6 protein-coding genes and 1 pseudogene are annotated in these 13,852 nt (G+C 50.6%); 2 read left to right on the top strand and 5 right to left on the bottom strand.

The features are described 5' to 3' along the window. Positions 1-54 precede the first annotated feature (54 nt). The 4 genes and pseudogenes from CWM47_RS08395 to CWM47_RS08380 form a co-directional block, all read right to left on the bottom strand. Positions 55-1,620: a RagB/SusD family nutrient uptake outer membrane protein gene (locus CWM47_RS08395; RefSeq protein WP_100987554.1), complete on the bottom strand. Its 1,566-nt coding sequence runs from the start codon at positions 1,618-1,620 to the stop codon at positions 55-57. Between the two features lie 41 nt (positions 1,621-1,661). Continuing rightward, positions 1,662-4,898, bottom strand: coding sequence for a SusC/RagA family TonB-linked outer membrane protein (locus CWM47_RS08390; RefSeq protein WP_100987553.1), 3,237 nt, complete (start codon positions 4,896-4,898; stop codon positions 1,662-1,664). 475 nt (positions 4,899-5,373) lie between these two features. Then, positions 5,374-6,939, bottom strand: coding sequence for a RagB/SusD family nutrient uptake outer membrane protein (locus tag CWM47_RS08385; protein ID WP_100987552.1), 1,566 nt, complete (start codon positions 6,937-6,939; stop codon positions 5,374-5,376). Between the two features lie 26 nt (positions 6,940-6,965). Further along, positions 6,966-10,196 (bottom strand): annotated as a pseudogene (locus CWM47_RS08380) (SusC/RagA family TonB-linked outer membrane protein). A 362-nt stretch (positions 10,197-10,558) separates the two neighbouring features. On the opposite strand from CWM47_RS08380, the gene CWM47_RS08375 reads away from it, so the two are divergent. Continuing rightward, the gene (locus CWM47_RS08375; RefSeq protein WP_100987551.1) at positions 10,559-11,698 is read left to right on the top strand and encodes an FG-GAP repeat domain-containing protein; all 1,140 of its coding nucleotides are present in this window, start codon (positions 10,559-10,561) and stop codon (positions 11,696-11,698) included. Between the two features lie 41 nt (positions 11,699-11,739). Beyond that, positions 11,740-12,174, top strand: a complete 435-nt coding sequence (locus CWM47_RS08370) for a hypothetical protein (protein WP_240625777.1) — start codon at positions 11,740-11,742, stop codon at positions 12,172-12,174. Positions 12,175-12,282: 108 nt separating this feature from the next. Here CWM47_RS08370 and CWM47_RS08365 read toward each other — a convergent pair whose 3' ends face one another. Next, positions 12,283-13,782 (bottom strand): Gfo/Idh/MocA family protein, encoded by a 1,500-nt coding sequence (locus tag CWM47_RS08365; protein ID WP_100987549.1) that lies wholly within the window; start codon positions 13,780-13,782, stop codon positions 12,283-12,285. Positions 13,783-13,852: the final 70 nt, after the last annotated feature.

The raw sequence follows: 13,852 nt of genomic DNA, 5'->3' as shown, positions 1-13,852 counted from the left end.
AAAACCTATAAGGTCTTTGAGACCTTATAGGTTTAGGTTGACAAATTAACGCAGTTAAACGCCCGGGTAACCTGGATTCTGTGTTTTCAGGTTGGGGTTGTTCAGCAGTTCCTGCTTAGGCAGCGGAAGCAGCAGGTGTTTTTCCTGCAACGCCTGGTTGGAACTCAGGTTTATATGGCCCACAAAATTGTCGAAGCCATTGGTTTTCTCGTTATACACTTTCCGCAGCCGCACCATATCGAACCAGGTGATTTGCTCGTAGCACAGTTCATGCCAGCGTTCCCGCCATACGGCTTCCCGGAGGGTAGCCTGTGTATAAGCGCCCAGCGCCGGGGTGGTCAGCGTGGCCCGGTCCCGAATCCGCTTGAACGCATCGTAAGCCGCCTGGGTAGGTCCACCCACTTCGTTCTGCGCTTCGGCGTAGATCAACAGCGTCTCGGCATACCGGATTTGGGGTACGTTGAGGTTGTTCTGCCGCGAGCCAGCAACGCCCGCCGTACCATTGGCCGTCCGGTTGAAGTGTTTGAACACATAGGGAGCACCCAGATCGAAGGCAGCCCCATTGCCATTGGTATAATAGGTGGTGTAGAAATACCCCGCCTGATCCTTGGCCCGCAAGTCGCCCTTTTCATACGAATTATAGAAAGCTGCCGTGGGCACGGAGCTTCCCGTTCCACCCGGCCCGTTGTAAGTAACGGGTTTGAAGTTCGGGAAGAAGTTATCCATAGGGTTACCCGCTACCAGCGTATTGTACTGAAGCTCGAACAGGTGTTCAACGCGGTTTTCCGTGCTCTCGCGGTGGACATCTTCGTAGGTCGTGAAGAGGTTGATTACCGATGGGTTGGCATTGGCGTAGGTAATCACCTCCAGGGCTTTATCGGCAGCCAGTTTGTAATGCGATGCGCCTTTGCTGAGGGGAAATCCGGCCATTGTCAGGTAAACTTTGGACAGCTGGGTTTTCACCGCAGCCAGATTCGCCCGACCGCTCACATCCATCCACGCCAGACCAGCCGCTTCAGCAGCAGTCAAGTCATCAACGATCAGTTTGTACACATCCTCTTTAGAGGAACGAACGGGCAGGAAATCATCTGAAGCGGCCGTTTGTGACTTGGTAATCAGGGGAATATCTCCCCAAAGCTGAACGGCTGTAAAGTAGGCCGAAGCCCGAAGGAATTTAGCTTCACCAATAATTTTGGTTTTCTGAGCGGCATCCATCGGCGTAATGCCCGGCACTTTCTCGATTACCTGATTGGCGTTGGCGATAACCCGGTACAGGCCGTTCCAATAGTTCACCACGTGCGCCGTGTTGCCGTCATGAACCAATCCATAGAGGTTATTAAGGTCGGAGTTCTGCGCCGTTTCGGTGGTGGATGTACCACTCAGAGCTTCGAGCAGCTGCCAGTTGCTGGAGAAGATACCCGCTCCGTCGCCCATAAACCGAAGGCTGGCGTATACCGATGCCAGAGCCGCTTCGGCATGGTCGGGAATTGTATAGAAGCTGGTAGGCGTTAGGTTCGATGGAGCTTGTTCTTCCAGAAAATCCTTGCAGCCAATTGGTCCGGTTAGGGCAATTCCGCATAGCAAGGCCCGGCTTATATGTTTTACGAGTGTATGTCTCATACTAGAAAAGAAATGTCAGATAAGTTAAATGCGTTTGTGGATTATAATCCGATTTGGAGACCTAGCAGGTACGTAGTTGGTTTTGGGTAGTTGTGCCAGATTTCACCCTGCGAGAAGGCGCTATTATTATCCCCGGTACCCTGATTGGTAGGCGTCACCTCTGGGTCGCCAATAATAGGATCTTTCACAAGCAGGAAGAAATTTTGCGCAGAAGCATATACGCGGAGCCGGTTTAGCTTCAACTTGTTCGTAACCGCAGGGGGTAAGGTGTAACCAAACAGTAAATTTTTACCCCGTAGGAATGATCCATCCTTTACCCAGTGGCTATCGACGTTGGTCACGTAGCCCGCACGTGTATCCCGAACCTGGGCAATCTGGCTTCCCTGGTTGGTTGGTGTCCAGGCATTGAGTACCGATGAGTAGCTGTTTGCCAGCGCCTGCCGGTCTTCACTAGGGTGCAGGTTCATGAGCAATACATCGTTACCGAACATGTACTGTAGTTCAAGTGTAGCGTCGAACTGGCCAAAGCGGAAATTGTTGGTCATGGCCCCCCAGCCTTTTGGACTGCCGTTGCCAATGATGCTGCGGTCGGCATCGGTGATGGCCTTGTCGCCGTTAACATCCAGGTACTTGATGTCGCCGGGCAGAATGGTCAGACCATTGCGGTAGCTGGTGAACTTGGCTGCTTCTTCGCGTTCAGCTTCGCTCCACACACCTGCGCGGGTTAAGCCCCAGAATGAACCTACTGGCTCACCAATCCGAATAATATTGGTCTGGTTCGTGAAGTTTGGTCCCCCTACGCCGAAGATATCGGATGGTGTAGCCAGCGACAATACTTTATTGCGGTTCAGCGAGATGTTAAAGGTTGTGTTCCAGCTAAAAGTACCCTTGTTAATGTTTACCGTGTTGAGGCCAAATTCAAAGCCTCTATTTTGCATCGATCCTACATTCCGGCGAATAGTAGCATAGCCGCTGGTGCGTGGAACAGGTGCATCAAGGAGCATGTCGGTGGTTAAGCGATAGTAGTAATCAAGTTCTACATTAACCCGCCCTTTGAACAGACCAATCTCCAGACCTACGTCGGTCTGAGCCGTTTTCTCCCATTTCAAATCAGGGTTGGCCAAGCGGTTGATCCCCGTTCCACTAACACGTCCGTCATTGTAGATGGTAGCGTAGGTAGAGCTAAGCAACGACAGCGACTGATAAGGGGGAATTTCCGAGTTCCCTGTCAGGCCATAGCTAGCACGAAGTTTCATGTTCGAGACGATCGGATTACCCTTCAGGAAGTCTTCTTCCGAGATCCGCCAGGCCAGAGCCGCTGAGGGGAAAAAGGCAAATTTGTTGTTCTCTCCGAATTTAGAAGAACCATCGGCCCGCCCCGTAGCTGTAAACAGATATTTGTTTTTGTAGCCGTAGTTGATCCGTCCGAAGTACGAGTTGAACGCGAACCGCGAAGCCCCCGAGCTAACCGATGGGTTGGTGGCACCAGCGCCCAGGTTGTTGAAACCAAAATAGTCAGTAGCAAATCCGCTCACACTGGCACCGATGCCAAAGGTGTTGGTTTCCTGCCACGACAGACCCAGCAGCCCTGTAAACGAGTGGTCCTGGCCGAACTGCTTGTTGTAGGTCAGGTAGTTTTCCAGCGACCAGAACGACGTACGGTTGTTGTTGGTCGATGCATTGCCGTTACCGCCGATGTTCAGCGTGCGGGTTTGCGATTGATTAACTTCCTGGGTCTGGATGTTGGTACCCAGTACAGTGCGCATTTCCAGCCCTTTCGCAAACGTGATGTTTGTAAATAAGCTACCCAAAATGGTTTGCGTATTCTGAATGTACTTGCGGTCCATTAAGCGGTGGACCGAACTCATCGTTCCTTCGGCATATGGATAATCGCGGTTTTCGGCAAAAACACCGGTATCGGGATAGCGTACAGGCAGGAACGGAAAGTCCTCAACAATCTGGCGGGCCACGGCGTCATTGACGTCGACCAGGTTTTCACTCTGGTTGTTGTAGCTCAGTGTACCCCCGATCTTAAGCCAGCTTTTTACCTGATCGTCAATAGAGAAGCGACCCGAGTAACGTTTCATGTACGACGTTTTGATCAGCCCTTGATCGTCGCGGTAGTTGAGCGAGAGCGAGTACTGAGTGCGCTCGTTACCTCCGCTGAATCCTAATTGATGGTTTTGCGATAGTACGCTCTGTGCTGATTCTTTGAACCAGTCCGTATCGTATAATGGATTCAGATTGGCATCGAACACACCAGGGTGAGCGGCACTGAAAGCGGTCCGGCGCACCTTGGGATCCAGATAAGTCCACTTGCCGGCGGCCCAGCCGACGGGATCGAATTTGGCCATGTTGGCATAGGCAAGATCTTCGGTAGCCAGATATTCTTTTGCATTCAAGACCTGGGGCTTGTTAGGCCCGATGGTGTTGACGCTGAACTGAGTGTCGTAAGTAACCCGGCTTTCGCCCGCTTTTCCTTTCCGGGTCGATACCAGAATAACGCCGTTGGCTCCCCGTGCCCCGTAAATAGCCGTCGATGAAGCATCTTTTAATACTTCGACATTGACGATATCGTTGGGGTTGATGTAGTCGATTGGGTTACTGAACTGGTCGCCGGTTCCCTGTGGAAGCATGACACCATCCACAACGTAAAGCGGGTTGTTGGAGGAGTTGATGGAGCTAAATCCCCGAATACGAATGGTTGTTCGTCCGCCCGGACGACCCGAGTTGGTGTTGACCTGCACACCGGGCATGCGGCCCGAAAGCTGCTGGTTGAGTGAAGGCGCGGGCCGTTCAAGCAACTCAGCCTCTTTTACGCCCGAAACTGCCCCTGTTAAATCTGATTTTTTGGCGGTTCCGTATCCGATAACGACAATTTCGTCCAATACTTTACTATCGGCTTTCAGGCTAATATCAATGGATGTTTGATTGCCAAGGCGTACCTCCTGCGTTAGATAACCGACAAACGAAAACACAAGTGTAGAACCACCATCGGGCACATCTAATTTATAACGGCCATCGGCATCGGTAACGGTGCCCCGCTGAGTACCCTTCAGGATGACACTAACGCCGGGTAAGGTTTCATTTTTCTCATCTCTGACCTGTCCCGTCAGCGTTCTGTCGGCAGTGGCTTCGGGACGTTCTGTACGTGGATTGCGGTCAAACGGACTCTTCGCATAGGTAAGGCTAACACATAGTATAGCTACTAAAAGCTGAGTAGTTAGCCCTTTAATTATCCTATCGAACATGAATTGAGGTGGTAAGTGTTTTTTCATAAAAAAGTTACAAGAAAGTAACCGTCTAAGATTAGTAGGAAAAGAAAATTAGACAATGAGAGGATTATTTTTAGAAATAATAACATAGTGCTTCTAAACTACTCGTGTAGATTAGAAAATAATTAAAAGATAATTTAAGGGTTATTAAAAAAATATACTTACAGTTGTTTATTTGTAAAAAAATATATAGAGATAATTACTCAAAATTAGTTGAGTAATTACACTTAAGTAGGTATGATGTTCTTCAAGTCCCTTCTAAAGAGTATTAAAATAAATATTGCTCGTTTTGATAGTTTTAACATATAGTTATAGATGAAAAAATAGTCGCTATGACGCTATGGAAACTTGACTTTACTACTTAAGTATAAATCCGATTTGATTCAATCGGTATCAGGCTTTATAGATAGAATGATACATAAAAAAAACCTATAAGGTCTTTGAGACCTTATAGGTTTAGGTTGACAAATTAACGCAGTTAAACGCCCGGGTAACCTGGATTCTGTGTTTTCAGGTTGGGGTTGTTCAGCAGTTCCTGCTTAGGCAGCGGAAGCAGCAGGTGTTTTTCCTGCAACGCCTGGTTGGAACTCAGGTTTATGTGGCCCACGAAATTGTCGAATCCATTGGTTTTCTCGTTATACACTTTCCGCAAGCGTACCATATCGAACCAGGTGATTTGCTCGTAGCACAGTTCCCGCCAGCGCTCCCTCCAGACGGCTTCCCGAAAAGTGGCCTGCGTATAGGCGCCCAGGGCCGGGGTGGTCAGCGTGGCCCGATCCCGAATCCGCTTGAACGCATCATAAGCCGCCTGGGTAGGACTGCCCACTTCGTTCTGCGCTTCGGCGTAGATCAGCAGCGTTTCGGCGAAGCGGATTTGGGGTACGTTCAGGTTGTTCTGCCGCGAGCCAGCTACCCCAGCCGTACCATTGGCCGTCCGGTTGAAGTGTTTGAAGACGTAGGGGGCACCCAGCGCAAAAGGCGCTCCGTTGCCGTTCGTGAAGTAGGTGGTGTAGAAATACCCCGCCTGATCCTTTGTCCGCAGATCACCTGGCTCGTAGGAGTTGTAGAAGGCTGCCGTGGGCACGGAGCTTCCCGTTCCACCCGGCCCGTTGTAAGTAACGGGTTTAAAGTTCGGGAAGAAGTTGTCCATGGGGTTACCCGCTACAGTCGTGTTGTACTGAAGCATGAAGAGGTGCTCGACACGGTTTTCGGTGCTTTCCCGGTGAACGTCATCATACGTAGTGAACAGGTTGATTGTCGATGGGTTGGCATTGGCGTAGGTGATGACCTCCAGTGCCTTATCAGCCGCCAGTTTGTAATGCGAAGCACCTTTGCTGAGGGGGAACCCGGCCATGGTGAGGTAGACCTTGGCGAGCTGGGTTTTCACTGCAGCCAGGTTGACCCGACCACTTGCATCCATCCAGGCTAAGCCAGCCGCTTCAGCCACCAGTAAGTCGTCGACAATTACTTTGTATACGTCTTCCTGTGCTGCCCGCGCGGGTAAGAAATCGTCCGAGGCAGCCGTTTGAGGCTTGGTAATCAGGGGAATATTGCCCCATAAGCGTACCGCTGTAAAGTAGGCCGAAGCCCGTAAGAATCGAGCTTCACCAATGATTTTAGTTTTCTGAGCGGCATCCATCGGCGTAATGCCCGGCACTTTCTCGATTACCTGATTGGCATTGGCAATGACCCGGTACAGACCGTTCCAGTAGTTCACCACGTGGGCGGTGTTGCCGTCATGAACCAATCCATAGAGGTTATTAAGGTCGGAGTTCTGCGCCGTTTCGGTGGTGGATGTACCGGTCAGGGCTTCAAGCAGCTGCCAGTTGCTGGAGAAGATACCCGCTCCATCACCCATGAACCGCAGGCTGGCATAAGTAGACGCCAAAGCGGCTTCGGCATGGTCAGGGATAGTGTAAAAACTATCCGGCGTCAGGTTTGATGGGGCCTGCTCTTTTAGAAACTCGGTGCAACCGAAAGGGCCTGTCAGAGCGATGCCGCAGAGTAGTGCCCGATTTATATAGTTTACAAATTTGCTTCTCATGTCAGTTAATTAAATACGTTGGTGGATTACAAGCCGATTTGAAGACCAAACATGTAGGTGGTTGGTTTGGGATAATTGTGCCAGATCTGACCTTGTGAGAAGGCGCTGCTACCAGAACCCTGGTTAGTAGGCGTTACTTCAGGATCACCTACGATGGGGTCTTCGACTGATAGGAAGAAGTTCTGAGCCGATACATACATCCGCAGGCGGTTCATTTTGAGTTTGGTGGTCATTGCGGCCGGGAAGGTGTAGCCAAACAACAGGTTACGACCCCGCAGGAACGAACCGTTCTTGATCCAGTGGCTGTCGACGTTGGTCACGTAGCCCGCCCGTGTGTCGCGCACTTAAGCAATCATGCTGTTTTGGTTAGATGGTGTCCATGCGCTGAGTACCGATGCGTAGCTGTTGGCCAGGGCCTGCCGGTCTTCACTGGGGTGCAGGTTCATCAACATGACGTCGTTACCAAACATATACTGGAGTTCCAGAGTAGCATCGAAGTTGCCCAGACGAATGTTGTTCGTCATGGCACCCCAGCCCTTGGGACTACCGTTACCAATAATGCTGCGATCGGCATCGGTAATGGCTTTGTCGCCGTTCACGTCGAGGTACTTAAGGTCGCCGGGCAGAATGGTCAGACCATTGCGGTAGCTGGTGAACTTAGCCGCTTCTTCCCGCTCGGCTTCACTCCAGGTACCTAAACGCGTCAGACCCCAGAAAGCACCCACGGGCTCACCCACCCGGATGATATTCGTCTGGTTGATAAAGTTAGGACCACCAACGCCGAAGATGTCGGAGGGCGTTGCCAGCGAGAGAACTTTGTTTTTGTTGAGAGAGATGTTAAAGTTCGTATTCCAGCTGAAGTTACCCCGGTTGATGTTGACCGTGTTCAACCCAAACTCGAAACCTTTGTTCTCCATCGAGCCTACGTTACGCCGGATGGTTGCGTAGCCGCTCGATTGTGGCACGGGGGCGTCCAGCAGCATGTCGGTCGTCAGACGGTAGTAGTAGTCGGCTTCCAGGGTAATGCGTCCTTTGAGGAAACTAACTTCCAGACCGACGTCGGTCTGGGCAGTTTTCTCCCAGCGCAGGTCGGGGTTGGCCAGACGGCTGATACCCGTACCGCCAACGCGGCCGTCGTTGTAGATAGTCGAGTAGTTCGAGCTGAGCAACGACAGCGACTGATAGGGCGGAATCTCGGAGTTACCCGTCAAGCCGTAGCTGGCTCGGACTTTCATGTTGGAGATAACGGGGTTGCCTTTGAGGAAGTCTTCTTCCGATACACGCCAGGCCAGAGCTGCCGAGGGGAAGAACGCAAACTTGTAATTTTCTCCAAACTTCGACGAACCGTCGGCCCGGCCCGTAGCCGTGAAGAGGTACTTGTTTTTGTAGCCGTAGTTGATCCGTCCGAAGTAGGAGTTGAACGCGAACCGCGAAGCTCCCGAGCTGACCGACGGGTTGGTGGCACCAGCGCCCAGGTTGTTGAAACCAAAGTAATCGGTAGCAAATCCGCTCACGCTGGCACCGATGCCAAAGGTGTTGGTTTCCTGCCACGACAGACCCAACAAAGCGTTGAAAGAGTGATCCTGGCCGAACTGCTTGTTGTAGGTCAGGTAGTGCTCCAGCGACCAGAACGACGTACGGTTGTTGTTGGTCGATGCGTTGCCGTTACCGCCGATGTTAAGGGTACGGGTCTGCGACTGGTTGATCTCCTGCGTCTGGACGTTGGCACCCAACACCGTACGCATCTCCAGCCCTTTTCCTAACGTAATGTTGGTAAACAGGCTACCCAGCGTGGTTTGCGTATTCTGGATGTACCGGCGGTCCAGCAGTCGGTGGACCGAGCTCATCGTTCCTTCTGCATACGGATAATCACGGTTCTCGGCAAGGACACCGGTGTCGGGGTAGCGCACGGGCAGGAAGGGGAAGTCTTCCACGATCTGACGGGCTACCGCATCGTTGACGTCTACCAGGTTTTCCGTCTGGTTATTGTAACTCAGTGTACCACCGATCTTGAGCCAGCTCTTGACCTGATCGTCGATCGAGAAGCGACCAGAGTAACGTTTCATATACGATGTTTTGATCAGGCCCTGATCGTCGCGGTAGTTGAGCGAGAGCGAGTACTGCGTACGTTCGTTACCACCACTGAAGCCTGACTGGTGGTTCTGGGAAAGCTTGTTCTGTGCTGATTCTTTGAACCAGTCGGTGTCATAAAGCGGGTTGAGATTAGCATCGAAAACACCGGGGTGAGCCGCGCTGAAAGCGGTCCGGCGCACTTTTGGGTCTAGATACGACCACTTGCCAGCAGCCCAGCCTACGGGGTCATACTTGGCCATGTTGGTATAGGCTAGGTCTTCGGTAGCCAGGTACTCCCTGGCATTGAGCACTTTTGGCTTATTAGGCCCAATGGTGTTGACGCTGAACTGACCGTCGTAGGTAACGCGGCTTTCACCGGCCTTTCCCTTGCGGGTCGAGACCAGAATAACGCCGTTGGCTCCCCGTGCTCCATAGATGGCCGTCGAGGAGGCATCCTTGAGGACCTCCACGTTTACGATATCGTTGGGGTTAATGTAGTCGATCGGGTTGCTGAACTGGTCGCCGGTCCCCTGTGGAAGCATGACACCGTCCACAACGTAAAGCGGGTTATTGGATGAGTTGATGGAGCTAAATCCCCGAATCCGAACGGTTGTTCGTCCGCCCGGACGACCCGAGTTGGTGTTGACCTGCACACCGGGCATGCGTCCGGAGAGAGCCTGGTTGAGAGAAGACGTAGGTCGTTCCTGAAGCTGGGCTTCCTTCACGCTGGTGACCGCGCCGGTGAGGTCGGACTTTTTGGCGGTTCCGTACCCGATAACGACGATCTCGTCGAGAACTTTGCTATCGGCTTTCAGGCTTATATTGACTGCTGTTTGGTTACCGATGCGCACTTCCTGAGAAAGGTAGCCAACAAAGGAGAAAACAAGGGTTGCGCCAGTTGGAGGAATTTCCACCTTATAGCGGCCGTCAGCATCGGTAACGGTGCCTCGCTGGGTTCCTTTCAGAATAACGCTCACACCAGGTAGGGCTTCGTCCTTCTCATCCGTAACGCGTCCTGCAAGCGTTCTGTCAGCAGTAGAGGTAGGATTAGGTAAGGTTGATGTGCGTGTAAATGGGATTTTTGCATAAGTAAAACTTACACAGATGAAAGCAAAAAAAACTTGAGTAATCAGATACCTTAATTGCCTGCCAGGTCTGACTTGAGGAGGTAAGTGTGTTTTCATGAGTAAGCTGCTAAAAGTGATTATGGTGAATAAATATGAACTTTATGCATTCACTAATTGCAATATTTATGGAAAAAACAGCTAATTGTAATTGTCTACTCATATTAAATTAAAAAATAATTAAAAGTTAATTTAAATGTGAGTAAGACAAAAATTGGTCATGGATGGTTGTGGAACTGATATAAATGAATTGAATAATGTTTATTTATTTGAGTATTTATACTAGTTTAGTTTTGTAGGCTACTGTATGAGTAGAGACTAATGGATAGGATGGTGCATTTTTTAAAAGTATATGTTGAAACCAGGTCTATGAAGTAGGGATTTATGTCCTTTAGCTTTAATCAGATAAAACAAACTCATGTATGCTCCGCACACTAAGTAGCTGTTTCATCTTGCTGATTCTAATCGGCGCAACGGCTCCCGAACCCGGTTTACGCTTCAACCGCTATTTTGTGGCTGCCGAAAGCTATGAATCAGTGGGGGTGTTTGATGTCGACAAAAATGATACACTCGATCTTGTGTCCGGCGATTTCTGGTACGAAGGGCCGCGTTTTAGAAACCGGCATCTGATTGGAAATGAGCCGCGAAAAGATCAGTATTATGATGATTTTTCGACCATTCCGCTTGATGTCAACGCCGACGGCCGAATGGATTTTGTAACGGGTGGCTGGTTTGATCAAACCCTTCGCTGGGTCGAAAACCCGGGTAAAAAAGGAGCTACCTGGCCCTTACATGAGATTGGTAAAGTCGGCAACGTCGAAACAACCCGCGCCTGGGACGTTGATGGTGATGGGACCATCGACATTGTGCCGAACAATCCTAGTCATCCACTTAAGTACATTAAACTGGTAAGCCCCGGCGTATTCAAGACCGTTACCGTTGCACCGACGCAGGGACATGGTTTGGGCTTTGGCGATGTCAATGGCGATGGCCGGGGTGACCTTATTGTGAGCGATGGCTGGCTCGAAGCACCGGCCAATCGGGAAGAAACGCCTTGGAAACTACACAAAGAGTTTACTTTTGGCACGGCCAGTGTGCCCATCATCGTGGCCGATGTGAACGGCGATAAACGCAACGACATTATTGTCGGGCAAGGGCATAGCTATGGACTCCACTGGTACGAACAAACCCGCGATGCCAGTGGGCAAAGAGGCTGGACGAAGCATCTGATTGACGATAAAAACTCGCAGTATCACAGTCTGGAGTGGGTTGACATTACGGGCGATGGCCGCCCTGAGTTATTAACGGGTAAACGTTTTCGGGCGCACAACGGCAGAGATCCGGGTGAAGAAGATCCCGTTGGATTGTATTACTTCACGTGGGAAGCGTCAAAAAAGCAGTTTATGAAACATGATATTTCATATGGGCCGGCCGGGGTCGGCAAGGGAACAGGCATTTACTTTGCTGTGGTCGATTTGCACAAAACCGGCAGAAAAGATATAGTCGTAGCAGGTAAGGATGGCCTATTTGTATTTTTTAATGAAGGTAACCTGAAAAAATAGAAGTTGTTAGTCTATATGCATTACAGATTTTACGTATTTTTATGATGCGTTTTTTCTCTTCCCGTAACAATCTGTTTATGCAGCGTGCTCAATTAAAAGAATTTTATGGCTATGGGCTCATCCTCGCCGTTTTAATAATCGTTCAGAGTTATTCGGTTTACGTAGCGTCAACTACTGATTTATCACTCACCTGGAAACATTATATAGGCTTTGGTGCCACCGCCTTGGCAGGTGTTTTATGGGCATTCCGTAAGCCGCACTACCTGTTCTATGCGCTGGGCCTGACGCTTGTATTAGGTTACGAAAACCTCATTGGATTTACGCCTTCGCTCGACCTCACGGCCACTCGCTATTATTTCAACAATATGGCGTTCCCGGTGTCGTATCAGGATTTTTCGATGTACATGCTGCTGATCTGGGCCTACGTAGCCCACGGGCGCTTGCGGACAATGGTGCAGTCGCTATTGGTGAAGTAGGTAGAGGAGTGAAATAGGTGGAATAAGTGAAATGGGTGGAGCAGGTGGAGTCTGTTGACTGACTTCACTTACTCCACCCATTTCACTTATTCTACTAACAACCAAAATCTACGCCGTCAACGACCAGCCCTGACGGTATTCGCGCTTAACGAACTGGTTCGCTTCGTCGAGGTTTGTGATTTTCATGCTTTTACCATCCCACATCAGTTTTTTACGGCCTGGGTAGTCAAAGCCTTTGCCGTTGGCATTCTGGGTGCGAAGCGTGTAGCTGCGAATGGCCAGGTTACCCATCAGCACTGATTCGGTGAGGGGACCAGCGAAATCAAACGAAGATGTAAGTGCTTTGTGCTCTTTGCTATTGAACCCCGCTTTGCAGGCTTCGGTCCACAACACCTGGTGACCGTTTTCAGGTAGGCCACCCGTTGGTTTGGGAGCTGCTACAAGTTTTTCCCCACTTTTGGTGTATAGCCGCGGGTTGTCGCCGTACATGCCGCAAACGATAATACCTTTATCACCCTGCATGATTACCCCATTTTCACCATTTTCGGGCATGGCTTCGCCTTCGGGCAGCATATCCGGGCGGAAAGGGCGCAGACCACCATCTTCCCAGATCAACGTTACCGCCGACTTGTTTTTGCTCGATGCCGGGAATTTCAGTTCAACGTGCGAGGAAGGTGGGCATCCTTCGGGAATGTACTCCGGTGTCCAGTCTTTCAGAAATACCTGACCGATGCTGGTTTCAACCTGGGTTGGATAGCTAAGGCCAAGCACGCGGAAGGGTACGTCCATGATGTGGCAACCAATATCGCCCAGAGCACCGGCACCGAAGTTCCACCAGCCGCGCCATTTGAACGGGTGATAGGCAGGAGTATAACCCACTTTTTGAGCGGGCCCGAGCCACAGATCCCAATCCAGATCAACGGGGGTTTCGGATGCAGGTTGTGGAACAGGAATACCCTGCGGCCAAACGGGCCGGTTAGTCCAGAGGTTAATGGTGTGTACGTTGCCTATTAATCCTTTATCGAACCACTCCACCATTTGTTTTTGCTGTGGATTGGACGAGCCCTGGTTACCCATTTGCGTAACGACTTTGTATTTACGAGCAGCTTCGGTTAGCATCCGGGCTTCGTAAATGTTGTGCGTCAGAGGTTTTTGCACATAGACGTGCTTGCCCCGCTGCATAGCGGCCATCGCAATCACGGCGTGGGTATGGTCGGCGGTTGACACCGTTACGGCATCAATATTTTTGCCTTCCTTATCCAGCATCTCCCGGAAATCCTTATAGCGTTTCGCATTAGGGTGCTTGGTGAAGTTCTCTTTCACGCGGGCAAGTCCCCAGTCAACGTCACACAGGGCCACCATGTTATTAGCGCCGTTGTTATACGAATTGTTGGTATCACTAAACCCTTTGCCACCGAAGCCGACACCAGCAATGTTTAGTTTATCACTAGGGGCAATAAACCCTCTGCCGCCCAGTACGTGGCGGGGCACGATGAAGAAGCTTGCCGCAGCCAACGCTCCGGTTTGCATAAATTGACGCCGTGACGTGCCGGAGTTCGTCTGTTCGGACGAATCTACACGGGGCGTTGAGTTATCTGACTTATTCATAAGAAAACAGATATTGAACTGATTTACTAGAGAAAAGACTGACAGACATTTTTTTTACTTTCAAGGGCAG

Source organism: Spirosoma pollinicola (genome assembly GCF_002831565.1).
GTDB lineage: Bacteria > Bacteroidota > Bacteroidia > Cytophagales > Spirosomataceae > Spirosoma > Spirosoma pollinicola.
This window is presented reverse-complemented; position numbering and strand designations above follow the sequence as displayed.